Annotated in this window: 22 protein-coding genes and 3 tRNA genes; 15 read left to right on the forward strand and 10 right to left on the reverse strand. The window is 70.6% G+C overall.

The genetic code is table 11. The features are described 5' to 3' along the window. Positions 1-11: 11 nt before the first annotated feature. Complete coding sequence (locus WBK31_RS07200) at positions 12-371, forward strand: DUF2203 domain-containing protein (RefSeq protein WP_364066323.1); 360 nt, start codon at positions 12-14, stop codon at positions 369-371. A gap of 64 nt (positions 372-435) precedes the next feature. After that, on the forward strand, positions 436-1,065 hold the full coding sequence (locus WBK31_RS07205; RefSeq protein WP_364066320.1) for an alpha-ketoglutarate-dependent dioxygenase AlkB: 630 nt from the start codon (positions 436-438) through the stop codon (positions 1,063-1,065). Between the two features lie 135 nt (positions 1,066-1,200). On the opposite strand, the gene WBK31_RS07210 is transcribed toward WBK31_RS07205, so the two are convergent. Together WBK31_RS07210 and WBK31_RS07215 are read right to left on the reverse strand one after the other, a co-directional pair. Continuing rightward, on the reverse strand, positions 1,201-2,079 hold the full coding sequence (locus WBK31_RS07210; protein ID WP_378784199.1) for a D-alanyl-D-alanine carboxypeptidase family protein: 879 nt from the start codon (positions 2,077-2,079) through the stop codon (positions 1,201-1,203). Positions 2,080-2,402: 323 nt separating this feature from the next. Beyond that, positions 2,403-3,581: a glycosyltransferase family 4 protein gene (locus WBK31_RS07215; protein WP_406674513.1), complete on the reverse strand. Its 1,179-nt coding sequence runs from the start codon at positions 3,579-3,581 to the stop codon at positions 2,403-2,405. A 284-nt stretch (positions 3,582-3,865) separates the two neighbouring features. Here WBK31_RS07215 and WBK31_RS07220 point away from each other — a divergent pair, with 284 nt between their 5' ends. Further along, positions 3,866-4,840 (forward strand): LacI family DNA-binding transcriptional regulator, encoded by a 975-nt coding sequence (locus WBK31_RS07220; RefSeq protein ID WP_364066703.1) that lies wholly within the window; start codon positions 3,866-3,868, stop codon positions 4,838-4,840. Positions 4,841-4,958: 118 nt separating this feature from the next. On the opposite strand, the gene WBK31_RS07225 is transcribed toward WBK31_RS07220, so the two are convergent. Beyond that, positions 4,959-6,455 carry an alpha-N-arabinofuranosidase gene (locus tag WBK31_RS07225; RefSeq protein WP_364066314.1) on the reverse strand — a complete coding sequence of 499 codons (1,497 nt, stop codon included), beginning with the start codon at positions 6,453-6,455 and terminating at the stop codon, positions 4,959-4,961. Between the two features lie 530 nt (positions 6,456-6,985). On the opposite strand from WBK31_RS07225, the gene WBK31_RS07230 reads away from it, so the two are divergent. From WBK31_RS07230 to WBK31_RS07240, 3 genes are read left to right on the forward strand one after another with little or no spacing between them, the layout of a single operon-like run. Then, positions 6,986-8,092, forward strand: coding sequence for an extracellular solute-binding protein (locus tag WBK31_RS07230; RefSeq protein ID WP_406674514.1), 1,107 nt, complete (start codon positions 6,986-6,988; stop codon positions 8,090-8,092). Further along, positions 8,089-9,009, forward strand: coding sequence for a carbohydrate ABC transporter permease (locus WBK31_RS07235; RefSeq protein ID WP_378784196.1), 921 nt, complete (start codon positions 8,089-8,091; stop codon positions 9,007-9,009). The genes WBK31_RS07230 and WBK31_RS07235 overlap by 4 nt, the downstream gene beginning before the upstream one ends. Continuing rightward, positions 9,006-9,839, forward strand: a complete 834-nt coding sequence (locus WBK31_RS07240) for a carbohydrate ABC transporter permease (RefSeq protein WP_364066307.1) — start codon at positions 9,006-9,008, stop codon at positions 9,837-9,839. Before WBK31_RS07235 ends, WBK31_RS07240 begins: the two co-directional genes overlap by 4 nt. Before the next feature lie 440 nt (positions 9,840-10,279). Here WBK31_RS07240 and WBK31_RS07245 read toward each other — a convergent pair. From WBK31_RS07245 to WBK31_RS07260, 4 genes are all read right to left on the reverse strand, one after another. Further along, positions 10,280-10,354: transfer RNA gene (locus WBK31_RS07245), tRNA-Val, on the reverse strand. A 4-nt stretch (positions 10,355-10,358) separates the two neighbouring features. After that, positions 10,359-10,429: transfer RNA gene (locus WBK31_RS07250), tRNA-Cys, on the reverse strand. Between the two features lie 19 nt (positions 10,430-10,448). Then, a tRNA-Gly gene (locus tag WBK31_RS07255) sits at positions 10,449-10,520 on the reverse strand. Positions 10,521-10,562: 42 nt separating this feature from the next. Continuing rightward, the gene (locus WBK31_RS07260) at positions 10,563-11,198 is read right to left on the reverse strand and encodes an ACT domain-containing protein (RefSeq protein WP_378784195.1); all 636 of its coding nucleotides are present in this window, start codon (positions 11,196-11,198) and stop codon (positions 10,563-10,565) included. 83 nt (positions 11,199-11,281) lie between these two features. Between WBK31_RS07260 and dusB the strand changes: the two genes are divergently transcribed. Next, positions 11,282-12,478, forward strand: coding sequence for a tRNA dihydrouridine synthase DusB (gene dusB, locus WBK31_RS07265; RefSeq protein ID WP_406674515.1), 1,197 nt, complete (start codon positions 11,282-11,284; stop codon positions 12,476-12,478). 34 nt (positions 12,479-12,512) lie between these two features. Here the strand turns inward: dusB and WBK31_RS07270 are convergent, their stop codons facing one another. Continuing rightward, positions 12,513-13,667 carry an ROK family protein gene (locus tag WBK31_RS07270; RefSeq protein ID WP_406674516.1) on the reverse strand — a complete coding sequence of 385 codons (1,155 nt, stop codon included), beginning with the start codon at positions 13,665-13,667 and terminating at the stop codon, positions 12,513-12,515. A gap of 172 nt (positions 13,668-13,839) precedes the next feature. On the opposite strand from WBK31_RS07270, the gene WBK31_RS07275 reads away from it, so the two are divergent. The 8 genes from WBK31_RS07275 (at position 13,840) to WBK31_RS07310 (ending at position 23,473) form a co-directional block, all read left to right on the forward strand. Continuing rightward, positions 13,840-15,159, forward strand: a complete 1,320-nt coding sequence (locus WBK31_RS07275) for a glycoside hydrolase family 36 protein (RefSeq protein WP_406674517.1) — start codon at positions 13,840-13,842, stop codon at positions 15,157-15,159. Continuing rightward, entirely contained in the window at positions 15,156-16,100 is a 945-nt protein-coding gene (locus WBK31_RS07280) for a sugar ABC transporter permease (protein WP_364066295.1), read from the forward strand. The genes WBK31_RS07275 and WBK31_RS07280 overlap by 4 nt, the downstream gene beginning before the upstream one ends. A gap of 7 nt (positions 16,101-16,107) precedes the next feature. Beyond that, positions 16,108-16,647, forward strand: a complete 540-nt coding sequence (locus tag WBK31_RS07285; protein ID WP_406674518.1) for a carbohydrate ABC transporter permease — start codon at positions 16,108-16,110, stop codon at positions 16,645-16,647. Beyond that, a complete protein-coding gene (locus WBK31_RS07290; protein WP_406675458.1) occupies positions 16,644-16,931 on the forward strand; it encodes a hypothetical protein in 288 nt (95 codons plus the stop codon). The genes WBK31_RS07285 and WBK31_RS07290 overlap by 4 nt, the downstream gene beginning before the upstream one ends. Before the next feature lie 41 nt (positions 16,932-16,972). After that, the gene (locus WBK31_RS07295; RefSeq protein ID WP_378784189.1) at positions 16,973-18,319 is read left to right on the forward strand and encodes an ABC transporter substrate-binding protein; all 1,347 of its coding nucleotides are present in this window, start codon (positions 16,973-16,975) and stop codon (positions 18,317-18,319) included. Between the two features lie 8 nt (positions 18,320-18,327). Next, positions 18,328-19,869: an alkaline phosphatase D family protein gene (locus tag WBK31_RS07300; RefSeq protein WP_364066288.1), complete on the forward strand. Its 1,542-nt coding sequence runs from the start codon at positions 18,328-18,330 to the stop codon at positions 19,867-19,869. Positions 19,870-20,006: 137 nt separating this feature from the next. Beyond that, positions 20,007-21,851: an NPCBM/NEW2 domain-containing protein gene (locus tag WBK31_RS07305; protein ID WP_364066285.1), complete on the forward strand. Its 1,845-nt coding sequence runs from the start codon at positions 20,007-20,009 to the stop codon at positions 21,849-21,851. A 14-nt stretch (positions 21,852-21,865) separates the two neighbouring features. After that, positions 21,866-23,473 carry a beta-N-acetylhexosaminidase gene (locus tag WBK31_RS07310; protein ID WP_364066283.1) on the forward strand — a complete coding sequence of 536 codons (1,608 nt, stop codon included), beginning with the start codon at positions 21,866-21,868 and terminating at the stop codon, positions 23,471-23,473. Positions 23,474-23,558: 85 nt separating this feature from the next. On the opposite strand, the gene WBK31_RS07315 is transcribed toward WBK31_RS07310, so the two are convergent. Both WBK31_RS07315 and WBK31_RS07320 read right to left on the reverse strand, forming a co-directional pair. Beyond that, positions 23,559-24,053 (reverse strand): DUF2087 domain-containing protein, encoded by a 495-nt coding sequence (locus WBK31_RS07315; RefSeq protein WP_406674519.1) that lies wholly within the window; start codon positions 24,051-24,053, stop codon positions 23,559-23,561. A gap of 248 nt (positions 24,054-24,301) precedes the next feature. Further along, a complete protein-coding gene (locus WBK31_RS07320) occupies positions 24,302-26,800 on the reverse strand; it encodes a DEAD/DEAH box helicase (protein WP_406674520.1) in 2,499 nt (832 codons plus the stop codon). Positions 26,801-26,853 lie beyond the last annotated feature (53 nt).

A 26,853-nucleotide genomic window follows, 5' to 3' on the forward strand; every position in this document is an offset into this window, starting at 1 on the left:
CGTTGTCGGCCATGGACCGGCTCTTCACCGTGGACGAGGCCCGCCTGCTGCTCCCCGGCGTCATGAAGGACGCCGCCGAAGTGATCGCCGCCCGCGCCGACATGGCCGAGATCGACTTCGCCCGCCGCTCCGGCGGCCGGTCCGAGCTGGGCGGCCTGCCCGAGCTCAAAGGGCTCCAGGCGCGCATCGACGAGATCATCACCGAGTGGAGCCGGCAGGGCATCGAGGTCAAGGGCATCGCGCCCGTGCTCATCGACTTCCCGGCCGTGCTCGACGGCGTGTCCGTACGGCTGTGCTGGATCGAAGGGGAGCGGCAGCTCGGCTGGTACCACCGTACGGAGCTCGGCTTCGCCGGCCGCCGCCCCCTGTGACCGGCGCGGCCGCTCCGCCGCCCTACTCGAAAGGATGTTTGAAGAGTGACGTAGACTCGGCTTCATGACAGCCGCGTTCCAAGCATCTTTGCTCTCCTTCGGCGAGGAGCTCGGGCTCGGGCCGCTGGCGGGCGCCGTCCGCCGCACTCACCTCGGCCACGGCGCCTGGATCGACCTGCGGCCGGGCTGGCTGAGCGGCGCCGACACGCTGTTCGAGCGGCTGGCCGAGCAGGTGCCCTGGCAGGCCGAGCGGCGGCGCATGTACGACCGCGTCGTCGACGTGCCGCGCCTGCTCGCGTTCTACGGCGAGGGCGAGACGCTGCCCGACCCGGTGCTCGACGACGCCCGTCGCGCGCTCGACGCCTACTACGGCGAGGAGCTGGGCGAGCCGTTCCGCACCGCCGGGCTCTGCTTCTACCGCGACGGCCGCGACAGCGTGGCCTGGCACGGCGACACGATCGGCCGGGGCAGCACCGAGGACACCATGGTCGCGATCCTCTCGGTCGGCGACCCGCGCTCGCTCATGCTCCGCCCGCGCGGGGGCGGGCCCTCCATCCGCCACGACCTCGGCCACGGCGACCTCATCGTGATGGGCGGAAGCTGCCAGCGGACGTGGGAGCACGCCATCCCCAAGACCAACCGGCCTGCCGGGCCCCGCATCAGCATCCAGTTCCGCCCCCGAGGCGTCCGCTGACCCCTTCAGGTCTATGCGGGCTGCGGTCCTTCGGGATGGGCTGTTGCAGGCTCCCGCGAGTCCGTCGGTCCCGCACGTCGGTCCTTGGGCGGTCGGGGGGTGCGGTGTTCCTCGGCGGGTACGTGAGTGCCGGGGTCAGGCGCGTCGCTGGGCGGCGCCCCAGTCGAGCAGGTTCTCGGCGGTGCTGAAGCGGCGGCTGGAGCTCGACTCGTCGAGCAGCACGCCCACCAGCAGGCGGCCGTCGCGCTCGGTCGCGAACGCCAGGCAGTAGCCCGCCGCCCGGGTGAAGCCCGTCTTCAGGCCGATCGCGTCGGTGTCGCCGATCAGGCGGTTGGTGTTGCGCCACAGGTACGAGCGGTGCTCGTCATTGGCGTCGACGTAGTGCCGGCGGGTCCCGGCGACCTTGCGGATGAGCGGCACCTTCAGCGCGGCGGCGGCCAGCACGGCCTGGTCCCTGGCCGTGGAGTAGCCGTCGCCCCTGGGGGTGGGCAGGCCGTCGGCGTTGACGTACTCGGTGTCCTTCAAGCCCAGCTCGCGGGCGGTGGCGTTCATCTTGGCGACGAAGCCCTTGACGCCGGGTCCGTACGTGCGGGCCAGCGCGTGTGCGGCGTCGGCCCCCGAGGGCAGCATCAGGCCGTACAGCAGCTCGCCGACCGTGAGGCGGTCGCCGGGCCGCAGGCCGGCGGTGGTGCCGCCGCCGTCCTCCGCGTACTCGACGTCCGCGGCCGTGATCCGCACCACGTCGGTGGGCTTGGCGGTCTTCAGCACGACGTAGGCGGTCATGGTCTTGGTGAGGCTGGCGATCGGCATGCGCTTGTCGCCGGCCTTGTCGAGCAGCACGTCGCCGGAGCTCGCGTCCATCAGGTACGCGGCCCTGCCGTAAACGGCGGGGGCGTCCGGGTTGAGGGCGGGAGCCAGGTTGGAGGAGGCCTCGGTGACGGCCGCATTGGAGGTCGCGGTGGTGGCCTCGGCGGGCGCCGTGAGCCCCGTGACCAGGGCAAGTGCGCCTGCCATGGCGGTCAGAAAAACTTTCCGGTCACGCATGCGGACAGAGTGCCGCCCTCTTGGGCCTGCTTTTGCCGAAATGAGGCAGATTTTGTGCAGACTCATCCGGAAACCCCGATATTTCCGGGGAAAAGGGAAGGTAAATCTTTTCGGGGAAAGCCGTGGGGTAGCCGCTCAGCGGGCCATAAGAGGCCACCGGGAGGCCGGTGAGCGGGTCGGGCCGGGCTGTGAGGGGAGCCGGTGAGCGGGTCGGGCCGGGCTGCGAGGGGAGCCAGGTCAGCGGGTCGGGCCGGGCTGCGAGGGGAGCCGCCGGGCCGTCCAGGCCACTCGGCTCAGCGGCTCGGCCAGAACGTGTCCGAGATCCGTTCGCCCGCCGCCAGCTCCGAGAACAGGTCCTCCCACAGCGGCATCACGTGCTCGGCCGCGTACGCCCGCGAGGTCTCCTGCGCCTCCTTGCCCATGCGCACCCGCAGCTCGCGGTCGCCGATCAGCCGGTTCAGCGCGGCGGCGAACGCGTCCACGTCCTCCGGCGGCACCAGCAGGCCGTCCACCCCGTCGGTCAGCACGTCGCCGGGCCCGGTCGGGCAGTCGAACGCGACGACCGGCAGCGCATGCGTCATCGCCTCGATCATCGTCATGGGCAGGCCCTCGTACCGGGAGCTGAGCGCGTACAGGGACGCCCCGGCCAGCTCCTGGTGCATGCGCGCGGTGTGGCCGGGCAGCGACACGTGCTCGCCGAGCCCGTACTGCTCGATGAGGCCCGCCAGCTCTCCTTGGCGCGGTCCGGCGCCGAAGATGCGCAGCCGCCACTGCGGATGCTCGGCCACCACCCGCGCGAACGCCTTGATCAGCAGATCGAACCCCTTCTGCGGCACCAGCCGCCCGGACGCGATCACGACCGGCTCGGTCTGCCGGGACCGCTTGCGGTCGGCCCTCGCGACGGCGTTGGGGATGCGCACGATCGGGGTGCCCGGCAGCAGGCGCTGGTAGTCCTGCATGTTGGCCCGCGTCAGCACCGTGACCGCGTCGAGCGCGCCGTAGTGGCGGGCGATCTCCTTGCGGATCGTCTCGGGGTACGCCGACAGGTTCATGTGCTCCTGCGCCACCTTGATCACCGGCTTGCGGGCGCGGCGGGCGGCGATCAGGCTGAGCGCGGGCCGGCTGGTGACCAGGACGCCGTCCCGCAGCCCCGAGCAGTACTCCATCGCGGCCCACTCCACCCGCTCGGTGAAGTACCCGGCCGCGAACTCGCCGCGCGGCACGACCTTGCCGCGCACCCGCCGCCACGCCCTGCGGGCCAGCGAGTCGGGCCGCCGGCAGGCGCGCTGATCGACCAGAGTGGTGACGGTGATGCGGGGATCGACGGCGAAGTGCAGGCGGTCGCGGCGGCGTACCAGGCTGACCAGCTCGACGTCGTGCCCGGCGGCGGCCATCGCGTTCGCCTGGTTGACCACGGTCTTGACCGTGCCGCCCACCCCGTACGCGTCGAGCATGAGGTAGCGGATCCTCACCGGCCGCACCTCCCGGCGGGGGCAGGGCCCGGACGCCGGGGCACGCCTCGTGTCAGGGCCGTGACCAGCGCGTTGTCCATCTTCCTCGGCACGTTCATGCGGAAGAAGATTACTGTCCGTTCCTGGCAGTTAGCTGAGAACGTCCGGCCGGCCACCGATCAAGCGCCCTGACGACACCCTTGACGCGACCGCTGAGATCGCGCGCTCGCCCGCCCGGCCTGTTAGCGTTACCGCTAAGGGGGTGAGCCGCGGTGAAAAGCAAGCCCGGCCGGCCTGCGGTGCTCATGGACGTCGCCGTGCTGGCCGGTGTCTCCACCATGACCGTCTCGCGGGTGCTCAACACACCCGATCGCGTCCGCGCCGAGACCAGGGCCCGTGTCCTGGCCGCCGTGCGCGAGCTGGACTACCGCCCCAACCAGGCGGCCCGCCAGCTCGTCACCGGGCGCTCAGGTGTGCTCGGCGTGGTCAGCATCGACACCACGCTCTACGGCCCGGCCACGACGCTCTACTGCATCGAGCAGGCCGCCAGGAACGCCGGCTACAACGTCAGCATCGCCAGCCTCAGCTCGCTCAACCGCACCTCCATGGAGGAGGGCCTGCAGCGGCTGCGCACCCAGGGGGTCGACGGCGTGATCATCGTCGCGCCGCACGAGTCGGCCGTCAACGGGCTGCGCCACCTGCCTCCCGAGATGCCCGTCGTCGCGGTCGACGCCGCCGACGACATCCCCGTCCCGGTGGCGAAGGTCGACCAGGTCGCCGGAGCCGCCCGCGTCACCCGCCACCTGCTCGACCTCGGGCACCACACCGTGTGGCACGTCGCGGGCCCGGCCGACTGGCTCGACGCCAACGGCCGCATCGACGGCTGGCGCGGCGTGCTGGAGTCCGCGGGACGCCCGGTGCCCGGCGTGCTGCGCGGCGACTGGAGCGCGCGCTCCGGCTACCAGCTCGGCCGCCGCCTGGCCGAGGAGCCCGACCTCACGGCCGTGTTCGTGGCCAACGACCAGATGGCGCTCGGCGTGCTGCGCGCGCTGCGCGAGGCGGGCAAGCGGGTGCCCGAGGACGTCAGCGTGGCGGGCTTCGACGACATCCCCGAGGCCGCGTACTTCTGGCCGCCGCTGACCACCGTCCGCCAGGACTTCCGCGAGGTCGGCCGGCACGCCTTCCACATGCTGCTCGACCGCATGGCGGGCGCGGAGCCCGAGAGCCGCCGCCTGGTCGAGCCGGAGCTCGTCGTCCGCGACAGCACCGCCCGCGCCTGAGCCCGGCACCCGCCTGTCCGGGGCTGGGGAACGCCCGGCCGAGCCGGCGCCCGCCCAGAGCCAAGCGGCTCAGGCGGGCATCAGGCGGATGGCTCCACGAGGTCGTCAGGCGGATGGCTCAGGAGGTCGTCAGGCGGATGACGTTCCAGGAGACCGGCGGCAGCAGCACGCGCAGCGGTTCCTGCTCGACGTCCGGGTTCGGCCTGGGCGCCACCCGGTCGGGCTCGTCGGCGGTGTTGCGGGCGTAGACGTCGGGGTCGGTCATCGTGGTCGCCTCGGCCACCCGCACCGCGCCCAGCGCCCGCGCGTCGATCTCCAGCGACAGCGGCCCGTCCATCGACCGGTTGACGGCGAACAGCGTCGTGCCGTCCTCGCCGTGCGTGGCCACCGCGTGCACCAGCGGCACCTCGCCGTACGCCTTCGTCTCGTAGACGGGGGAGACCGGCTCCACCCGGAGCACGTCGCCCGTGGCGTACCGGGAGGTCTGCGCGAACGGGTGGAACGTCGTCTGCCGCCAGGCCCGCCCGCCCGGCTCGGTCATGATGGGCGCGATCACGTTGACGAGCTGGGCCAGCGACGCGGCCGTCACCCGGTCGCTGTTGCGCAGCAGCGTGATCAGCAGCCCGCCGAACGTCACCGCGTCGGCCAGGTGGTAGTGGTCCTCCAGCAGCCGCGGGGCGACCGGCCAGTCCTCGGGGGTGCCGGCGTCCTTGAAGCGCGACTGGTACCAGACGTTCCACTCGTCGAAGGAGATGTTGATCCGCTTGCGCGACTTCAGCCGCGCCCCGACGTGGTCGGCGGTGGCCACGACCGACGAGATGAAGTACTGCATGTCGGTGTCGCTGGCCAGGAAGCTGCCGAGGTCGCCGTCGCGCTCTTCGTAGTAGGCGTGGCAGGAGATGAAGTCGACCAGCTCGTACGCCTCCTCCAGCACCTCCGCCTCCCATGCGCCGAACGTGGGCATGCTGGAGCTGGACGAGCCGCACGCCACCAGCTCCAGCGACGGGTCCACCATGCGCATCGCGCGGGCGGTCTCGGCGGCCAGCCGGCCGTACTCGCGGGCGGTCTTGTGCCCGGTCTGCCAGGGGCCGTCCATCTCGTTGCCCAGGCACCACATCCTGATGCCGTGCGGCTCCTTGGCGCCGTTGGCGACGCGCAGGTCCGACAGGGCCGTGCCGGACGGGTGGTTGCAGTATTCGAGCAGGTCGAGCGCCTCGGCGATGCCGCGCGTGCCGAGGTTGAGCGCCATCATGGGCTCCACACCGGCCTTGCGGCACCAGCGGACGAACTCGTCCACGCCGACCTCGTTGGTCTCCGTGCTGTGCCAGGCCAGGTCGAGCCGGCGGGGCCGCTGTTCCTTAGGGCCGATGCCGTCCTCCCAGCGGTAGCCGGAGACGAAGTTGCCGCCCGGGTAGCGGACGGTGGACACGCCCAGCTCCCTGGTCAGCTCGAGCACGTCACGCCGGAAGCCGTCGTCGTCGGCCAGCGGATGGTCCGGCTCGTATATGCCGGTGTAGACGCACCGCCCGAGGTGCTCCACGAACGCGCCGAACGTGCGGCGGCGTACGGGGGCGACCTTGAAAGCCGGGTCGAGAGTGATGGTGGCCTGGTGCACGGAGGCGACTCCCTGATATTTCCGTGACGTTACGCGTTTCCCGATTGTTAGCGTTATCAACGTCCCAGGTCAAGAGCGGGAAAGCGGTTGCCCGCTGGGTCTTGACAGGTTTCTTGTTACCGCTAACACTCGGGTAACCCCGCTGAAACGCGGGGCACGCGCGGCGGCCTTCCGCGACCCGGACGGCCCGCCATGTCCGCCTCCGCGCGGAGGCGCCGCTCGGCTGCCCTGAATCCTTCTTTCGTCGCCAGAACTGTCAGCACTGTCAGCGAAACAACCCGGTGCAAGGAAGAGGCCCATCCAGTGCACGGTCCCCCTGACATCAACCGCCGGCACCTTCTAGGCGGCGGCCTCGCCCTCGTCGCCGCCGCAGCGTCGGGATGCGCGCTCCCCGTGGGGTTCGGCTCCTCCCAGACCCGCATCCGGTACTGGCACTTCCTCGGCGCCAGCGACGGCATCACGATGAACGGGATGGTCCGGGCGTTCGGCAAGGAGCACCCGGACATCTTCGTCGAGGAGAACGTGCTCCAGTGGGGCGAGCCCTACTACACGAAGATCGCCATGGCCGGGCCGGCGGGCGCTCGCCCGACCTGGCCACGTTCCACCTTTCCCGGCTGGCCGGCATCGGCGCCGGGCGCATCCTGGACCCGATCAACCTGGACCTGCTGGCGGAGGTCGGCCTGAAGGCCGCCGACTTCAGCCCGCCCATCTGGCAGCGGGCGCACCTCGACGGCGTGCTGTACGCCATCCCGCTCGACGCCCACCCGATGGTGCTCTACTACAACACCGACATCTGCGAGAAGGCCGGGCTGCTCGGCGAGGACGGCAAGCTGCGGCCCACCACGGGCGTGGACGAGCTGATCGCCGCGCTGACCAAGGCCAAGGAGGCGATGGGCGGCAAGCCGCCGCTCACCATGGACGCGCTCGGCCTGGGCACGGTGGGCCCCTGGCGAGTGTGGTGGACGCTCTACTCGCAAAGCGGCGGCGCGCTGCTGACGCCCGACAACACCGCGATCGCCATCGACGACGCCAAGGCCCTGGACGCGCTGCGGCTGATGCAGCGGCTCGGCACGGAAGGGCTGTGCGACCCGCGCACCGACTACGGCGCCTCCGTCGCCAAGTTCACCAACGGCGAGGCGGCGTTCCTGTGGAACGGCGACTGGGAGACCACCGGCCTGAAGGAGCGCGGCACGCCGTTCAGCATGACCCGCTTCCCCAACGTCTTCGGCACCGGCGCGGCGCAGGCCGACTGCCACGCGTTCGTCCTGCCCCACCAGCGCAGCCGGGACCCCGAGATCGAGCGGGCCACCTACCGCTTCATCGCCTACCTGGTCAAGAACAGCGCCGACTGGGCGGTCGCCGGGCACGTGCCCGCCTACCTGCCCGCGCTCGAAGAGCCCGACTACCTGGCGCTGCACCCGCAGTCGGAGTACCGCTCGGTCATCACGGAGGTCGCGCTGGACCCGCAGGTGTGGTTCACCGGGTCGGCCTCGCGCCTGTGGATCGAGTTCGGCGGCGCGTTCTCGCCCGTCCTCAGCGGCGAACGCAGCCCCGAGGACGGCCTGGCCGCCGCCAAGGCGGCGCTCGACCGGCTGATGACGGCCCCGAACCCCTTCCCCGCCGAGGAGCGCTCATGACCGCCACCGTCGCGCCTCCCGCGAGCGCCGTCGCCGCCGTGAAATCGAAGGTCCGGCGCGGCTGGACGGAGCACGGCCTGCTGTTCGTGGCCCCGTTCCTGCTCATCTACACGATCTTCCTCATCTGGCCGACGCTGCTCGGCTTCAAGATGAGCATGTCCAGCGTCAACGTCGCCGGCACCAACGACCACTTCATCGGCTTCGCCAACTACGCCGAGGCGTTCGCCGACCCGCGCATGTGGCGCTCGCTGTGGAACACGCTGGTCTTCACCGTGCTCAGCACGATCCCGCTGGTGCTGCTCGGCCTGGCGCTCGCGCTGCTGGTGCACCACCTGCGCTTCATGCAGTGGCTGTGGCGGCTGTCGTTCTTCGGGCCGTTCCTGCTGCCGTCGGCCGTGGTGTCGATCCTGTGGCTGCAGATGATCTACCCGCCCGAGTACGGCCTCATCAACGGCACGCTCGGCATCGACATCGTCTGGCTGGGCGATCCGTCGATGGCCATGTGGTCGGTGGTGCTGACCACCGTGTGGTGGACGGTCGGCTTCAACTTCCTGCTCTATCTCGCCGCGCTGCAGTCGATCCCGCAGCACCTGTACGAGGCCGCCTCGATCGACGGCGCCGACGCCTGGGACAAGCTGCGCTCGATCACCCTGCCGCTGCTGCGCCGCACCACGGCGCTCATCGTGGTGCTGCAGCTGGTGGCCTCGCTGAAGGTCTTCGACCAGATCTACCTGATGACCGGCGGCGGCCCCGAGGACGCCACCCGCTCCATCATCGAGTACGCCTACGACATCGGCTTCACCGGCTACCGCACGGGCTACGCCTCGGCCGTGTCGTACATCCTGTTCGTGATCATCGTCATCGTCTCCCTGGTGCAGCTCCGGCTGTTCCGCAAGCGCGAGGAGGCCGCGTCGTGACCAGGCGGTTCAGCTTCAGCCAGTTCGTCCTGCTGGTCGCCGCGCTGGTGCTGGCGGTCCTGTGGCTCGCCCCGATCGCCTGGGCGGTGGCCACGTCGCTCAAACCGGAGTCGGAGACCACGAAGCTGCCGCTGGAGTGGTTCGGCAGCAGGATCACGTTCGAGTCGTACGAGCTGGTGCTCGGCACCGGCGGCATCGTCAAGTGGGCGGTCAACTCGACGGTCACCGCGGTGGTGGTGACGTTCATGACCGTGCTGTTCTCGGCGATGGCGGCCTACGGGTTCGCGCGCACGCAGTTCAAGGGGCAGCGGGTGCTGCTCGGGATCATCCTGGCCGGCATCATGGTGCCGCCGCAGGTGCTCATCGCGCCGCTGTTCGCCGAGATGGTCGCCTTCGGCCTGGTGGACACCTGGTGGGCGATCATCCTGCCGCAGGTGGCCGCGCCGCTGATCGTCTACATCCTGGTGAAGTTCTTCCAGGACGTGCCGGAGGAGCTCGAACAGGCGGCGTTCGTGGACGGTGCCGGGCGGTGGCGGGTGTTCTTCACGATCGTGCTGCCGCTGTCGCGGCCGGTGCTGGCGGCGGTGTCGATCTTCACGTTCATCAACACCTGGAACAACTTCCTCTGGCCGTTCCTGGTCTCCACCGACCCGAACACGATGACGCTGCCGGTGGGCCTGGCGAACGTCGTGCAGGGCACCTTCGGCCTGCGGTACGCGCAGATCATGGCCTCGGTGGTGCTGGCCGGGCTGCCGCTCCTGGTCGTGTTCGTGCTGTTCCAGCGGCAGATCATCCGCGGCGTCGCGCACACCGGCCTCGCCGGCCAGTGACCTCGCACGCGGGCCCGCGCCGGCCAGTGACCTCGGGCGCGGGCCCGCGCCGGCCAGTGACCTCGCACGCAGGCCCGCGCCGGCCAGTGACCTCGGGCGCGGGCCCGCGTCGGTAGGTGACCTTCGACCGCCGGACGCCTCGCCACGCCGTGATGCGCGCCCGCGGAGACCTTGCGGGTGGTCGGGGTGTGCGGCCTTGGGGGTCGTGAGCGCGCTCCCGCGGAGGTCTCGTGCACGGCCCCGTCGGGCGCCTTGCGCACAGCGCCCCGTCAGGAGGTGGCGAGCGCGCCCGCGGAAGCCCCGCGCACGGCTTTCCGTCAGGGGCGCCTCGCGCGCGGACCCGTTCGACGTGGTGGTGAGGTGCGCTCGGGAAGGTGCCTTGCGGACAGTGAGGCGCACACACGCGAAAGCCCCCGGCCAGACGGCCGGGGGCTTTCGCGTGGTGGACGATACTGGGATTGAACCAGTGACCTCTTCCGTGTCAGGGAAGCGCTCTCCCGCTGAGCTAATCGTCCATCGAGGTGGCGACGGGATTTGAACCCGTGTGGACGGCTTTGCAGGCCGCTGCCTCGCCTCTCGGCCACGCCACCGAGGTCAAACCCCTCTCCGAGCGGAAGACGGGATTCGAACCCGCGACCCTCACCTTGGCAAGGTGATGCTCTACCCCTGAGCCACTTCCGCGCTGTTGCGTGGTTAACAATAGCGCGTTTTCGGACCGGATGCTTACTTGCGGAGCTGGCGGGCCACGCTTCGCTCGGTCGCCGGGAGGCTCAGGAAGATCTCCAGGATCCGCGTGAGCCGGTGGACCTCGATGCGGTGGAAGGCCGGGCCCTCGCTGCGGCCGAGCAGCAGGGAGAGCGCCAGCGGCGGCAGCGGCGCGTGGATCAGGTGGGGGCCGCCCTCGATGGTCAGCGCCGTCGGCCGGGCCTGCACGTCGGCGGGGAGGGTGAAGTCTTCGGGCGCGCGCCAGCTCGCGTACACGATGCGGCCCTCGGCGGCGGTGGCCGCCCAGTCGGCGCTGAACAGCACCGGCAGCGAGTCGATCAGCGTGGTCAGCGCGCGGTCGCCCGCGGTGGTGATGTATTTGAGTATCTCCAGCTCGGGGTAGGTGCCCGGCGCCTCGCGTGTGGGCCAGATGCCGTCGACGCTCACGCCGTCGATGCTCTCCAGGGATTTGGCCAGATCTTGCCTGGACGTGCTCTCGGGGCTGAAGATCGTGATGTCGTCGACCGCCCGGCCGTCGCCCCTGTCGAGCACGGTCACCTGCGTGATGTCGGCCCCGGCGGCGCCCAGGGCCTTGGTCACCTGCGCCAGCGAGCCCGGCCTGTCGGGCAGCGTGAGGCGTACGCGAAGAAGCATCCATCCCCCTCAACCGACGATGCTGATCACAGACTATCGGGCGGAATACCGGTTACGGCCTGACCTGCGCTACAACTGACGGGGTGAAGATTGGGCCGATCGGGGTGTGGCCCCCGGTGGTGCTGGCGCCGATGGCGGGCATCACGAACGCGCCGTTCCGGGTGCTCTGCCGGGAGCAGGGCGCGGGGCTTTTCGTCTGCGAGATGATCACCACGCGGGCCCTGGTCGAGCGCCATCCGAAGACGATGCGGATGATCAGGTTCGCCGAGTCGGAGCGGCCGAGGAGCATCCAGCTCTACGGCGTCGATCCCGTCGTCGTCGGCAAGGCGGTCCGGATGATCGTGGACGAGGACCTCGCCGACCACATCGATCTCAACTTCGGCTGCCCGGTGCCCAAGGTGACCCGGCGCGGGGGCGGGGCGGCGCTGCCGTACAAGCGGAACCTGCTGCGGCGCATCCTGCGCGAGGCCGTCTCCAACGCCGGGCCGCTGCCCGTGACGATGAAGATGCGCAAGGGCATCGACGACGACCACCTGACCTACCTCGACGCCGGACGGATCGCCGCCGACGAGGGGGTCGCGGCGATCGCGCTGCACGCCCGCACGGCCAAGCAGCACTACGGCGGCGTCGCCGACTGGGAGGCCATCGCCCGGCTGAAGGAGGCCGTGCCGGAGATCCCCGTGCTGGGCAACGGCGACATCTGGTGCGCCGACGACGCGCTCGCGATGGTGGCGCGCACCGGCTGCGACGGCGTCGTGGTCGGGCGCGGCTGCCTCGGGCGGCCGTGGCTGTTCAAGGACCTGGAGAACGCGTTCAACGGCAGCGCCGAGCGGGCCCGCCCGACGCTGGGCGAGGTCGCCGACGTGATGGCCCGCCACGCCCAGGGGCTGGTGGAGAGCTTCGAGACCGAGCGCTACGCGATCGCCGACTTCCGCAAGCACATCGGCTGGTACTTGAAGGGCTTCACGGTCGGCAGCGAGCTGCGGCGCGAGCTCGCCACCGCCCAGTCGCTCGACGCGCTGCGCGAAGAGCCTGGCGAAGCTGGAGCGCGACCAGCCGTGGCCGCCCAACACCGACACGCCGCGCGGCAAGTCGGGGGAGCGGCCGAAGGTGCACCTGCCGGACGGATGGCTCGACGACCCGTGGGACTGCCCGGTCCCCGAAGGCGACGCCGAGTCCGATATCTCCGGCGGCTGATCCGGCCAGGCCGAAGCCGAACTGACCCGGCCCCGCTGCTCCGGTCCGGCCGGCCCCGTCCTGAGGCTGCCCGATGCGGCTGAACGGGCCCCCGTGCCGTTCAGCGCGTGACCGGAGTCAGCGGGTGACCGGGAGCGGGCCCGCGTCGGGCGTGAAGAGCTGCTCGTCCAGGTGCTCGACGGCGTAGTCGATCGCGCCCGCCACCACGCACTCGTCGCCGAGCGCCGACGCGCGCACCTCGGGCAGCCGCATGCAGCGCCGCTCCAGGCGGTCGCGCAGCCGGTCGAGCAGCACGTCGGCCGAGCGGGAGAAGCCGCCGCCGAGCACCACCATCTGCGGGTCGAGGATGAGGACCATGGCGGCGGTGCCCACGGCGAGGTCGTCGACGTAACGCTCGACGGCCTCGATCGCGACCGGGTCGCCGTCACGGGCGGCGGCCAGCGTGTGGCCGGCCGCGTCCTCCGGCGGCGTGCCGGGCGGCACGGACGCGCACCGCTGCAGGTGCTCGGGAGCGTCGAACCAGCGCGCCTCCTCCAGCATGGAGATCTCGCCGGCCGCCGCGCCGAAGCCGCGGTGCACCTTGCCGCCGATGATGAGCCCGGCGCCCATGCGCCTGCCGACGTGCAGGAACACCACGTCCTTCGCCCCCTTGGCCACGCCGCGCCTGGTCTCGGCCATGGCGGCCAGGCGGCTGTCGTTCTCGATGAGCACCTGGCAGGGGAACATCTCGCGCAGCTTGCCCGCCAGGTCGAGATCGCGCCATGCGGGCACGGCGGCGGAGTAGACGACGTGGCCCTCGACGTCGATGACGCCGATCGTGCCCGCCGAGATCGTCCACACGTCGGAGATCGCCGTATGGCTGAGCGTCAGGCACCCGGAGACGGCCTGCTCGATCGCGGACAGCCTTTCATCGAGCGGCGCGTCGGGCGCGACCGGGCGCCGGGTCTCGGCGAGTATCCGCCCGTCGAGGTCGGACACGGCGGCGCGGATGTTGTGACCCCCGATGTCCACGCCCACGAGGTGGCCGCTGTCGGCGCGGAACCGGTAGCGGCGGGCAGGACGGCCCATCGTGCCGGGGCTCGGTGGCACCTCCTCGACCCAGCCGAGCGCCATCAGCTCGTCGGTGACCTCCTTCATCGACGGCCGGGACAGGCCGGTGCGCTCTGCCAGCGCCGACAGGGTGAGCGGCCCGGCGCCGCGCAGCGCCCTGATGGCGGTCAGGGAGTTGAGCTGCCGCAGCCGGGACAGGTCGCCGCCGCGTAGGTCCGCCATCAACCGTCCTTAATGTAGGTGTCCTCTGTAAGGCGTCATTATGCCAGCTCGTCAGCGCCCGTGTACTTCGGTGGCCTCCCGATGGTGCAGGAATCGGAGCATTGACCCTCTGTGAGAGCCGGTGCTACTAATGAAGCGCTCCTTCGTAAGTTGCTGAGGAAGTGAGAGCCCCATGCCGTTCGCGGACGTCGGCGACGTCAGGTGCCGCCCTCAAGACGCTCGGATCTTCGAGCACGGCTGGCAGTCCTGGAGCCCCACGGGCCGGTACCGCTGGACCGACGCGCCGCCCCGGGCGGCCACCGAGACGATTCAGATCCTCGCCTACCGGCCGGAGACCCCCGTCCCCGACGGCGTCTTCCAGGGCGAGGGGCTGCTCGCCATCGAGCCGGACGGCGGCGAGAGCGGGGTGGTCGAGCTGTGGTCGGCGCCCGGCCCCGAGCAGGTGCCCTCCATCAGGGTCCGCGAGGAGGGCGGCCGGCTGGTCGTCTCCGCCGACGGCCCGGTACGCCACCACCGCTACGAGGGCGGCCTCGACCGGGCGTTACGTGCCTGGGCCGACGAGATGGCGCGCGGCCACGCGCCGGAGCGTTTCCCCGCCGTCCCGCCCATGTGGTGCACCTGGTACGGCTACTGGGACAAGGTCACCGACACCGACGTCATCGACAACCTCATGCTCTGCGAGCACGAGGGGGTCGGCGCCGAGATGATCCTCATCGACGACGGCTACGAGGCCGAGATCGGCGACTGGCTGGAGGGCAGGCCCGGGTTCGGCTCGCTCCGGCGGGCCGTGGACGCCGTCACCGAGGCCGGCCTGCGGACCGGGATCTGGACCGCGCCGTTCCTCGTCGGCCACCGCAGCCGCATCCACCGCGAGCACCCCGACTGGCTGGTGGGCGGCGCGTACGCCGGCCACATGTGGAACCAGGAGCTGGCCGTCCTCGACGTCACCCACCCCGAGGCCGCCGAGCACCTGGTGAACGTCTTCCGCACGCTGGCCGGGATGGGCATCAGCCACTTCAAGCTCGACTACATCTACGCCGGGGCGCTGACCGGGCGGCGGCACGAGGACATCGACCCGATCGCGGCGTACCGGCTGGGCCTGGAGCTCATCCGCAAGGGCGCGGGACCCGACGCCACGCTGCACGGCTGCGGCGCGCCCATGCTGCCCAGCATCGGGCTGGTCGACATCATGCGGGTCAGCCCCGACATGGCCCCCACGCTGCTGCCCAAGTCCGGCGACATCAGCCAGCCCTCCCAGCTCGGCGCCCGGCTCACCGGCGCGGCCCGCGAGTTCCTGCACGCACGCTGGTGGGTGAACGACCCCGACTGCATCATCCTGCGGCCCGAGGTCGAGGCCAGGGAGGAGTGGGCGGCCCACATCGAGGCCACGGGCGGGCTGCGCGGATCCAGCGACCCGATCGCGGCGCTCGACGAGTGGGGCCTGGAGACGACCAGGCGGCTCATGGTCCCGACGGCGACGGACCCGTCATGACCAGCGGCACCGCGCAGCGCCGTGTCGCCGGTGCCGCCGGCCTGGCCCGCCGAGCCGAACGGCCGCCCCGCAGGCGGGGCCGCTGGCACCCGTACCTGTTCATCGGGCCGAGCCTGTTCGGGGTGGTGGCGTTCCTGCTGCTGCCCATGGTCATCGTCATCGTGCTCAGCCTGTTCGACTGGGAGCTGCTGTCGGCGCCCGAGTTCGCCGGTCTGGACAACTACCGCAGGCTGATCGGCGACGGCGAGACCTGGCACTCGCTCGGCGTCACCGTCGGCTACGTGCTGCTCAGCATCCCGCTGCAGACCGTGCTCGCCCTGGCGCTCGCGCTGCTGCTCGACCGCAAGATCACGGGAATGCGGTTCTATCGCGCGCTGTTCGTCGTGCCCTGGATGGCCACGCCGATCGTGCTCGCCCTCATCTGGAGCTGGATCTTCGACCCCCGCGACGGCGCGATCAACAGCGCGCTCGCGATGATCGGCATCACCGGGCCCGACTGGCTGTCCGACCCGGCCTGGGCGCTGCCCGCCGTCGCCCTGGTCAGCGTCTGGCAGTACACGGGCTACAACATGCTGTTCTTCCTGGCCGGGCTGCAGGGCATCCCCAAGGAGCTGCACGACGCCGCCGCCATCGACGGCGCCACCTCGGCCCAGCGGTTCTGGCGGGTGACGCTGCCGCTGCTCAACCCCACGATGTTCTTCGTCATGGTGACGAACATGATCGGCGCGTTCCAGGTGTTCGACACCGTCTACGCGATGACCGCGGGCGGCCCGAGCCGCAGCACCGAGGTGCTCAACTTCCGCATCTTCGAGACCGCGTTCAAGCAGTTCGACTTCGGTTACGCCGCCACGCTGTCCACGCTGCTCTTCGTGATCATCTTCCTGGTCACGGTGGCGCAGGTCAGGTTCTTCGGCAAGCGCACCACCTACGACCTGAGCTGAGGCCGTCATGACTCCCATCACCGCCAGGATCCGGCGCGCCCTGCTCTATGCCGTGCTGGTCGCGGGCGCGTTCATCTCCGTCTTCCCGTACCTGCTGGTGCTGCTCACCGCGTTCAAGACGCAGGCGCAGCTCAGCTCCACCGCGCCGTGGCTGCCCGGCCTGCCGCCGACCACGGACAACCTGGCCACCATGCTGTCCGGCGACTTCCCGCGCTTCATACTCAACACCGCGATCATGACGGCGGTGCTGACCGCCGGGCAGCTCGTGTTCACCACGTTCGCCGCGTACGCGTTCGCCAGGCTCCGCTTCCGCGGCAGGGACGTGCTGTTCTGGCTGTTCGTGGCCACGATGATGGTGCCGAGCGCGGTGACCATGATCCCGCTGTTCCTCATCATGCGGGAGCTCGACCTCGTCAACACCTGGTACGGCCTGCTCATCCCGTACGTGCTCGGCACCCCGTACGGCATCTTCCTGATGCGGCAGTTCTTCAAGACGCTACCGCCGGCCTGGAGGAGGCGGCCAGGATCGACGGCGCCGGGCCGCTGACGATCCTGCTGCGCGTCCTGCTGCCGCTGTGCCTGGCGCTCGGCACCCTCGCCATCATCACGATCATCTCGTCCTGGAACAGCTTCCTGTGGCCGCTGATCATCACGAGCGGCGACGAGACCAAGGTGATCACCGTCGCGATCGCCACGCTCAAGGACGGCATCGGCGTCGACTACCACCTCATGATGGCCGGCAGCCTCATCGCGCTGGCCCCCATGGTCGTGATCTTCATCTTCTTCCAGAAGTACATCGTCAGGTCGGTGGTCCTCACCGGCCTCAAGTGAGCCTGCTCCGGCAGGCGCAGACCGCAAGAAGAGGTCAGCGAATGCTGAAGAACCCCCCGATTCGCTGCGCGTTGCTCGCCAATGTGCTCGTCAAAGGGCTCGCCACCACACTCGCCTCCGTGCTCGCCCTGTCCGCATGCGGAACGGGCGGGGGAGACGGCGGCGGCGACGGCGGCGGCGAGAAGGTCACCTTGACCTACCGGCTCTGGGACGACCAGCAGAAGGTGGGCTACGAGAAGGTGATGGCGGCCTTCGAGAAGGCCAACCCGGACATCGACGTGCGGATCGAGCTGCTGCCGTACGACCAGTACTGGACGAAGCTCACCGCCGACGCGGTCGCCGGCACCGCGCCCGACGTGTTCTGGATGACCCCCACCCAGTTCCCCGAGTACGTCACCAAGGGCGTGCTGGCCCCCGTCAAGGTGGACACCGCCAAGTACCACCCGACGGTCGCCGCCTCCTTCGAGTACGAGGGCAAGATGTACGGCGTCCCGAAGGACTGGGGCATCGTCGGCCTGCTCTACAACAAGGACCTGTTCAAGAAGGCCGGCGTGGAGATGCCGGACAAGCTCACCTGGGCCGCCGACGGCTCCGGCACCCTGCTGGAGACGGCGCGCAAGCTGACCGTGGACGAGGCGGGCAAGCACCCCGGCGACGCCGGGTTCGACCCGGACAAGGTCGAGACGTACGGCTTCGCGTCCTGGAACCACTACCAGACGCAGTGGATGAACTGGATCGCCTCCAACGGCGGCAAGCTCGTCGACAAGCCGTTCGGCACGTACGTCTTCAACGACGCCGCCTCCGTGCAGGCCCTGCAGTTCGGCGTGGACCTGGTCAACAAGCACCACGTGTCGCCGCCCGCCACCCAGACCAACCCGCCCACCGGCAAGGTCACCGACATGTTCAAGGCGGGCAAGATCGCGATGTTCCCCGCCAACAACGCGCTGCTGCCGTTCGTGGCCCCGGAGTCGACGTTCGAGGTGGGCGTCGCGCCCATGCCCAAAGGGCCGCAGGGCCGCGCGGTCAACCTCAACGGCCTGGCCGAGGCCGTCTACGCCAAGAGCAAGCACCCCGAAGAGGCGATGCGGCTGGCCACCTGGCTCGGCACCCAGGAGCCCCAGAAGATGATGGCCGACGAGGGCTACGTCTTCCCCGCGCTCACCGGCCTGGAGCGGGGCTACGTGGACTTCTGGAAGGCCAAGGGCATCGACGTCACGCCGTTCGCCGAGGAGGCGAAGGGCACGACCTTCCCCCTGCCGATCACGACCGGCTTCACCGGGTTCGAGACGAAGCTCAACCAGATCTTCAACGAGATGTATCTCGGAAAACTCTCTCCGCAACAGGCGGCCGACCAGGCTGTCGCCGAAGGCAACGCCACCGTCAAGTGAGGACCCCCATGATCACCCGGCGTGCTCTTTTCGCCGGGGGCGTCAGCCTGGGCATGTCCGCCGCGCTGGGGGTCACCCCCGCGCGTGCCGCCCGCCGCGCCCCCATCTCCGACCCCTTCCAGCTCGGCGTCGCCTCCGGCGAGCCCACCCCCGACGGCGTGGTCCTGTGGACCCGCCTGGCGATGAACCCGATCGCGCTCGACGGCCGCGGCGGCATGCCCGACCGGCCGGTGACCGTCGAATGGCAGCTCGCCGAGGACGAGAACTTCCGCAAGATCGTGAGAAGCGGCGCCGAGACGGCCCTGCCCGAGTCCGCCCACAGCGTGCACGTGGAGCTGGAAGGGCTCAGGCCCGGCGCGGAGTACTTCTACCGGTTCAAGGCGGCGAACGAGCTGAGCCCCGTCGGCCGTACGCTCACCGCCCCCGCGCCCGGCACCAGGACGAGGGCGCTGAACCTGTCGTTCACCTCCTGCGCCGACTACCAGGCCGGCTGGTTCACCCCCTACCGGCGCATGGCCGAGGACGAGCCCGACCTCATCGCCTTCCTCGGCGACTACATCTACGAGTACGGCGACTACAAGTACCCCGTACGCGACCAGGCCGGCGGCGAATGCCTCGACCTGGCCGGCTACCGGCTGCGCCACGCCCAGCACAAGGCCGACCCGGAGACGCAGATGGCGCACGCCATCGCCCCCTGGGTCGTGGTGTGGGACGACCACGACATCGAGAACGCCTGGGCCGGCGACGTGCCCGAGCAGCCCGACCCGCCGTTCCTCGAGCGCCGGGCGGCCGCGTTCCAGGCGTACTACGAGAACATGCCGCTGCGCCGCGCCCAAAAGCCCGACGGGGCGTACCTGCACCTGTACCGCAGCATCCGCTGGGGCGCGGTCGCCAACCTGCACCTGCTCGACACCCGCCAGTACCGCGACCTGTACGCCTGCACCGGCAAGAGCGGCACGGTCGGCCCCGACTGCATGGAGCGCTTCGAGCCCAACAGGACCATCCTCGGCAGCGAGCAGGAGTCCTGGCTGGACAAGGAGCTGAAGGACTCGGCCGCCACCTGGGACCTGCTCGGCCAGCAGGTCTTCTTCATGGAGATGGACTGGACGAACGGCGAGGGCAAGGGCTACTCCAACGAGGGCTGGGACGGCTACGTCGCCTCCCGCAACCGGCTGACCGCCGCCATCGACACCTACAAGCGCAACGCGGTCGTGCTCACCGGAGACGTGCACTCCCACTGGGCCGGCGAGGTCAAGCGCGACTACCAGGACCCCGAGTCCAAGTCGGTGGCCGTCGAGCTGGTCACCACCTCGGTGACGAGCGCGGGCGACGGCCTGGACGAATACCCCGACACAACCGTCCTGCTGCAGGAGAACCCGCACGTCAAGTTCTTCAACGGCCGGCGCGGTTACGTACGGACCCGGATCACCGAGAGCGAGATGAAGGTCGACTTCCGCTCGCTGGCGCGCGTCACCGAGCCGTACGCCCCGGCCTACACCTCCGGCTCCTTCGTCATCGAGCCGGGCGATCCCACCCTCAACCCCGCCTGACCAGGAGCACCATGCGCATGCTCAAGACCGCTTTCACAAGGGTCGGGGCGGCCCTTCTCGCCCTGCCTCTGACGGCCGCCCTGTTATCCCCGCCGGAGGCCGCGGCGACCGCCACCGCACCGCTGACAGCGCCGCCCATGGGGTGGAGCACCCGCTCGCTCGGCTGCTCGGTCTCCGAGCAGTCCGTACGCAAGGCCGCCGACGCCATGGCGAGCCTCGCCCCGCTCGGCTACCGCTACGTCATCATCGACGACTGCTGGCTGGCCGCCCAGCGCAGCGGCGGCAAGCTGGCCCCCGACGCCACCCGCTTCCCCGGCGGCATCGCCGGCCTCGCCTCCTACCTCCACTCCAAGGGGCTGAAGCTCGGGCTCAGCCTCTCCGCCGGCACCACGGCGTGCTCGGGCGGCGGGCCCGGCTCGTACCGCAACGAGGCCGCCGACGCCGCCCAGATCAAGGCCTGGGGCGTGGACTACGTCAAGTACGACTGGTGCAACATCCCCACCGCCGACTTCCCCGGCAAGAACGTCCAGCAGATCGCCGAGGCGCTCTACCGGCCCATGCGGCAGGCGCTCGGCCAGGACATCGTGTTCGCCATGAACAACGAGGACGGCAGCACCGTCCCGTGGCTGTGGGGCAAGGACGCGGGCGCCACCACCTGGCGCACCAACGTCTACAACAAGCCCATCAACGGCACCTACCCCGACATGGTCGCCATCTGGGAGTTCAACCAGCTCAGAGCCGAGTACGCGGGCCCGGGAAGCTGGGCGGACCCCGACCTCGTCCAGGCCGGCCGCACCGGCATGACCGAGACCGAGCACCGCACCCAGATGACGCTGTGGGCCATGGCCGCCGCCCCGCTGATCCTCCAGACGCCCCCGCAGCAGGCGCCCGCGTCGATCGTCGCCAACCCCAAGGTCATCGCCGTGAACCAGGACCCGCTCGGCGTCCACGGCACGTTCGTCAAAACCGACGGCTGGTACCACGTGCTCGCCAAGCCCCTCGCGAACGGCGACCGGGCGATCGCGCTGTTCAACGAGAGCGACCGGGCGGCCGTCATCTCGGCCAGGCTCGGCAGCGGCCGCTACCGCGTGGAGGAGCTGTGGACCGGCGAGGTCTCCTCCACCACCGGCGAGCTGGCCGCCCAGGTGCCCGCGCACGCCGCCCGGCTCTACCGGGTCGCCGCGACCGACGCGGACGAGCAGGCGCCGCCGCTGGTCACCTTCGAGGCCGACCCGCAGAAGTTCCCCGGCGACGACCGGCCGTCCGTGCTGGAGCCCGGGGTGCCCGGCGAGATCGTCACCCGCGTCACCAACACCGGCGCCACCGCCGCGCTGCGCGACATCGAGGTGACCGCGAAGGCGCCCCAGGGCTGGACGATCGAGGCCGGCACCCCGGCCAGGACCGGCCTGCTGAAGCCGGGCAAGACGTTCACGGTCAGGTGGAACGTCACGGCGACCGCCCCGCCGGGCAGCTACGAGATCGAGTTCCGGCAGGGCGAGCGCACCGCCACCGCCGTCATCATGGTCGCCAAGGGGCCGGGGCCCGGCACGACGTACGTGAGCGACCTCGAATGGACGGCCGTCAAGAACCACTTCGGCCCCGTCGAGAAGGACACCAGCAACGGCGACCAGGCCGGAGGCGACGGCAGGCCCATCACCATCGAGGGCGTCCGCTACGCCAAGGGCCTCGGCGCGCACGCGCCCGCCGACATCGAGTACTACACCGGCGGCCGGTGCACGACCGTCCAGTTCTTCGCCGGCATCGACGACGAGGTGGGCGCGAACGGCTCGGCCGGGTTCGAGGTCTGGGCGGACGGCGGCCGCGTCGCCTACTCCGGCCTGATCACCGGATCGATGCCGGCCCGCAAGGTCACCGCGAACATCGAGGGCGCCCGATTCGTCCGGCTGGTCGCGACCAACGGCGGCGACAACGCCTACTACGACCACGTCGACTTCGCCGACGCCACCATCACCTGCACGTAAGGAGCCGCACGTTCATGATCGTTCCGAAGCCCGTCATGCAGGAGTCCAGGCCGGGGACGTTCGTCCTCGACGCCGGGACCTCGCTCGCGGCCGATCCCGCGCTGAGCGAGGTGGCGGCCTGGCTGCGCGGGGAGCTGGCCCCCGTCACCGGGGGCGAGCTGCTACCGGGTCCGGGCACGGAGTCGGGGGCGATCAGGCTGGTGCTCGGCGAGCTGCCGCCGGAGGCGTACCGGCTGAGCGTCGGGGAGCGCGTCGAGATCGTCGCGGGCGGTCCCGCCGGCGCCTTCTACGGCGCGCAGACGTTCCGGCAGCTGCTGCCCGCCGCCGTGTACCGCAAGGCGCCCGGCGGGCCGCTCGCCGTGCCGGGCACGTACGTCGAGGACGCGCCGCGCTTCGCCTGGCGCGGCTGCGTGCTCGACGTCGCCCGCCACTTCCTCACCAAGCACGAGGTGCTGCGCTTCATCGACCTGATGGCGCTGCACAAGCTCAACGTGCTGCACCTGCACCTCACCGACGACCAGGGCTGGCGGGTCGAGATCCGCCGCTACCCCCGGCTCACCGAGGTCGGCGCGTGGCGCAAGGAGAGCCAGACCGGCTGGAACGGCGCCATGGACGGCCGCCCCCACGGCGGCTACTACACCCAGGACGACCTCAGGGAGGTCGTGGCCTACGCCGCCCGGCGGCAGATCACCGTCGTCCCCGAGATCGACCTGCCCGGCCACACCCAGGCCGCCATCGCCGCCTACCCGGAGCTCGGCAACCTCGACACGCCGCTGGAGGTGCGCACCACCTGGGGCGTCGGCAGGAACGTGCTGAACGTCGAGGACTCCACGATCGCGTTCTTCCAGAACGTGCTGGAGGAGGTCCTGGAGATCTTCCCCAGCCCGTACGTCGTGCTCGGCGGCGACGAATGCCCCAAGGACCAGTGGAAGGAGAGCCCGGCCGCCCAGCGCCGCATCGCCGAGCTGGGGCTGCGCGACGAGGAGGAGCTACAGGGCTGGTTCATGCGGCAGTTCGGCGACTTCCTCGCCGAGCGCGGCCGGCGCATGGTCGGCTGGGACGAGGTGCTGGAGGGCGGCCCGCCGCCCGGCGCGATCATCGCGTCCTGGCGCGGCGAGCTGGGCGCGGTGGCGGCGGCCCGGCGCGGCCACGACGTCGTCAACTGCCCCAACACCTCCGTCTACTTCGACTACCGGCAGGGGCCGGGGGAGGACGAGCCGGTGCCGTTCGGGACGGTGCTGACGCTCGAGGACGTCTACGCCTTCGAGCCGATCCCGGCCGAGCTGCGCGGCGAACCGGCCGCCCGGCACGTGCTGGGCGCCCAGTGCGGCGTCTGGACCGAGCTGATCGACTCGGGCCGCCGGATCGACTACATGGCCTTCCCCCGGCTCGCCGCCTTCGCCGAGACCGTGTGGAGCTCCGAGTATCGCGATCTGCCCGGCTTCCTGCGCCGTCTTGAGGAGCACCTGCGCAGGCTCGACGCGATCGGCGTGGAGTACCGGCGGGCCGAGGGTCCGCTGCCCTGGCAGACCCGGCCGGGCGTGCCCGGCAGGCCCGAGTCGCCCGAACGGTGGCAGGCCAAGCTGGACGCCTGGACGAGCAGGCTGCGCGCGCTGAGCTGACGGCAGCAGGCGGCGTGGTCGTGCGTCTTGGGAGGCACGCCGGCTGCCGAGCGCCCTGCGGCGGCCCTGAGGACGTGAGAACCCGTCAGACGTCCACGGGGCCGCCGCTGCGCCAGTAGACGTTGCCCTCGCGGGACAGCAGCCCCTCGTCCACCAGATAGCGGCGCAGCGCCGCGTAGTCGTCGTGGAAGGCCCGCAGGGCGACGTCGACGTCCTTCTCGGGGTAGCGCACGCCCGGCTCGAAGACGCGCGAGACGTAGCGCAGCACGATGAGCCGCTTGTCGCGCCGCATCGCCAGCGTCGTCAGCCGCCCGTCCACCAGGAACGTGCGCAGCACCCGCTCCTCCTCGCTGAGCCGCTCGGCCGGCTCGGCGTGCGAGCGCAGCAGCTCGCGGAAGCGTTCGGGGGTGGCGCGCCACTTGCCGCTCTCGTCGCACGCGGCCAGCCCGCCGGCGGCCAGCTTGCGCAGCGCCTCGGGCGACCGGCCCTCGGGCAGGCCGAGCACCAGGGAGGCGAAGGCGGTCAGGGTGTCGTTCTGGTAGAGCAGCCCCAGGACGCGGCGGACCTCTTCGTCGTTCACCTCCCTCATTGTGGTGAACGGCCCGCCCGCACCGCCACGCGTTATCGCCCAGGCGCCAGGCGTGTCCGCACGGCCACGGGCCGCTGGATACGGGGAATGTCACGATCTTGCGACACGACCATGACGAATCTCCGACGTTTTCCGGCCGACACTGAAGGTGACAGGCCGGTGCCGGGACGCCCGTTGCCAGTCCGTTCCGGCACACGGCTTGTTCTTTCTCCGCCTCCCATCGGGTGACCCCGGCGGCGTTACAGCCGGTTGAGACCCTGCACGTGCAGGACCGCCCGGCCCTCCTCGTCGGAGGTGGCCAGATCCACCTCGGCGTCGATGCCCCAGTCGCCGTGACCCTCGGGGTCCCTGATCGTCTGGCGCACCTTCCAGACGCCGTCCTCCTCCTCGATGCGCAGCAGCGCGGGGCCGCGCGCGTCGGCGTCGGTGAGGATCTCCTCGTGCTCGTCGTAGTACGCGTCGAGCGCCGCACCCCAGTCGACGTCGGGAGCCAGCTCCTCCAGCTCCTCCTCCTTCTCCAGGGCGCACAGCTCGACCAGCCGGAACATCGCGTTGCGCACCAGCACCCTGAAGGCCCGCGGGTTGCCGGTGACCGGCCGCACCTTGGTCTCCAGCTGCTGCTCCTCCTCCAGCGCCGCCGCCGGGTTGGTCAGCTTCTCCCACTCGTCGATCAGCGACGAGTCGACCTGCCGCACCATCTCGCCCAGCCACTCGATGAGGTCGACCAGGTCGTCGGTCTTCAGGTGCTCGGGCACCGTACGCGACAGCGTGCGGTAGGCGTCGGCCAGGTAGCGCAGCACCGTGCCCTCGGAGCGGGCCAGCTCGTAGAACTGGATGTACTCGCTGAACGTCATCGCCCGCTCGTACATGTCGCGCACCACCGATTTCGGGCTGACCGTGTAGTCGGCCACCCACGGATGCCCGCGCCGGTAGGTCTCGTACGCGCCGAGCAGCAGGTCTTCGAGCGGCATCGGGTACATGACCTCGGCCAGCCGCTCCATGCGCTCTTCGTACTCGATGCCGTCGGCCTTCATCTGCGCCACGGCCTCGGCCCTGGCCTTCTTCAGCTGGGCCGACAGGATCTGGCGCGGGTCGTCGAGGATGGACTCGACGATCGAGACCATGTCCAGCGCGTACGACGGCGACTCGCGGTCGAGCAGGTCGAACGCCGCCAGCGCGAACGTCGACAGCGCCTGGTTGAGCGCGAAGTCCTCCTGCAGCTCGATCGTCAGCCTGGCCCGCCGCCCCTGCTCGTCGGGCTCGGGGAACTGCTCGACGATGCCGCCGGCGAGCAGCGACCGGTAGATCGCGATGGCCTGGCTGATGTGCCGCCGCTGCCATTTGCGGTCTTCGTGGTTGTCGGTCAGCAGGTGCTTCATCGCCTGGAAGCAGTCGCCAGGACGGTTGATCACCGCGAGCAGCATCGCGTTGCTCACCTTGAACCGCGAGGTGAGCGGCTCCGGCTCGGCCTCCTGGAGCTTGACGAACGTCTCCTCGCTCCAGCCCACGAACCCCTCCGGCGGCTTCTTGCGGGCATAGCCGCGCCGCCGCTTGGGGTCGTCGCCGATCTTGGCGAGCGCCCTGGCGTTCTCGATCTCGTGCTCGGGAGCCTGGCAGGCGACGTAGCCGATGGTGTCGAAGCCCGCGCGCCCGGCCCGGCCGGCGATCTGGTGGAACTCGCGGGCGCGCAGCCTGCGCACCTTGTTGCCGTCGAACTTCGACAGGGCCGTGAACAGCACCGTGCGGATCGGCACGTTGACACCGACGCCGAGGGTGTCGGTGCCGCAGATGACCTTGAGCAGCCCCGCCTGGGCCAGCCGCTCCACCAGCCTGCGGTACTTCGGCAGCATGCCGGCGTGGTGGACGCCGATGCCGTGGCGCACCAGCCGCGACAGCGCCCGGCCGAACCGCGTGGTGAAGCGGAACCCGCCGATCATCTCGGCGATCGCGTCCTTCTCCTCGCGGGTCGCCATGTTGATCGACATCAGCGCCTGGGCGCGCTCCATCGCCGCGGCCTGCGTGAAGTGCACGACGTAGATCGGCGCCTGGCCGCCTTCGAGCATCTCCTCGATCGTCTCGTGCAGCGGCGTCATCCGGTACGAGTAGACCAGCGGCACCGGCCGCTCGGCGTGCTTGACCACCGCGGTCTCCCGCCCGGTGCGGCGGGTCAGGTCCTCCTTGAACATCGTGACGTCGCCGAGCGTGGCCGACATCAGGATGAACTGCACCTTCGGCAGCTCCAGCAGCGGCACCTGCCAGGCCCAGCCGCGGTCGGGCTCGGCGTAGAAGTGGAACTCGTCCATCACGACCTGGCCGATGTCGGCCTCGGCGCCGTCGCGCAGCGCCACGTTCGCGAGGATCTCGGCCGTGCAGCAGATGATCGGCGCGCCCGGGTTGACGCTCGCGTCGCCGGTCATCATGCCGACGTTCTCGGTGCCGAAGATCGCGCACAGGTCGAAGAACTTCTCCGACACCAGCGCCTTGATGGGGGCCGTGTAGAACGTGCGCTGGTCGCGGGTCAGCGCCGTGAAGTGGGCGCCGGCCGCCACCAGCGACTTGCCCGACCCGGTCGGCGTGGCCAGGATCAGGTTGTTGCCGGAGACGACCTCGATGAGGGCCTCTTCCTGAGCGGGATAGAGGGTGAGCCCCCGCTCGGCGTTCCACGCGACGAACGCGTCGAAGATCTCGTCGGGATCGGCGTCGATGTCTTCGGGCAGGCGGTCAACGAGAAGGCTCACACCCCTATCCTGCCGAAGTTCACCCGGTGCTCGAACCGCCGGAGGCCACCCGA

This window comes from Nonomuraea sp. N2-4H (genome assembly GCF_045291505.1).
Lineage (GTDB): Bacteria > Actinomycetota > Actinomycetes > Streptosporangiales > Streptosporangiaceae > Nonomuraea > Nonomuraea fastidiosa.

What these genes read in the sequence shown, in the direction of transcription:
- WBK31_RS07200 (WP_364066323.1), top strand. Translation starts at nt 12, where the DNA reads ATGGACCGGCTCTTCACCGTGGACGAGGCCCGCCTGCTGCTCCCCGGC.
- WBK31_RS07205 (WP_364066320.1), top strand. Translation starts at nt 436, where the DNA reads ATGACAGCCGCGTTCCAAGCATCTTTGCTCTCCTTCGGCGAGGAGCTC.
- WBK31_RS07210 (WP_378784199.1), bottom strand. Translation starts at nt 2,079, where the DNA reads ATGGCAGGCGCACTTGCCCTGGTCACGGGGCTCACGGCGCCCGCCGAG.
- WBK31_RS07220 (WP_364066703.1), top strand. Translation starts at nt 3,866, where the DNA reads ATGGACGTCGCCGTGCTGGCCGGTGTCTCCACCATGACCGTCTCGCGG.
- WBK31_RS07235 (WP_378784196.1), top strand. Translation starts at nt 8,089, where the DNA reads ATGACCGCCACCGTCGCGCCTCCCGCGAGCGCCGTCGCCGCCGTGAAA.
- WBK31_RS07260 (WP_378784195.1), bottom strand. Translation starts at nt 11,198, where the DNA reads ATGCTTCTTCGCGTACGCCTCACGCTGCCCGACAGGCCGGGCTCGCTG.
- WBK31_RS07270 (WP_406674516.1), bottom strand. Translation starts at nt 13,667, where the DNA reads ATGGCGGACCTACGCGGCGGCGACCTGTCCCGGCTGCGGCAGCTCAAC.
- WBK31_RS07275 (WP_406674517.1), top strand. Translation starts at nt 13,840, where the DNA reads ATGCCGTTCGCGGACGTCGGCGACGTCAGGTGCCGCCCTCAAGACGCT.
- WBK31_RS07280 (WP_364066295.1), top strand. Translation starts at nt 15,156, where the DNA reads ATGACCAGCGGCACCGCGCAGCGCCGTGTCGCCGGTGCCGCCGGCCTG.
- WBK31_RS07285 (WP_406674518.1), top strand. Translation starts at nt 16,108, where the DNA reads ATGACTCCCATCACCGCCAGGATCCGGCGCGCCCTGCTCTATGCCGTG.
- WBK31_RS07295 (WP_378784189.1), top strand. Translation starts at nt 16,973, where the DNA reads ATGCTGAAGAACCCCCCGATTCGCTGCGCGTTGCTCGCCAATGTGCTC.
- WBK31_RS07300 (WP_364066288.1), top strand. Translation starts at nt 18,328, where the DNA reads ATGATCACCCGGCGTGCTCTTTTCGCCGGGGGCGTCAGCCTGGGCATG.
- WBK31_RS07305 (WP_364066285.1), top strand. Translation starts at nt 20,007, where the DNA reads ATGGGGTGGAGCACCCGCTCGCTCGGCTGCTCGGTCTCCGAGCAGTCC.
- WBK31_RS07310 (WP_364066283.1), top strand. Translation starts at nt 21,866, where the DNA reads ATGATCGTTCCGAAGCCCGTCATGCAGGAGTCCAGGCCGGGGACGTTC.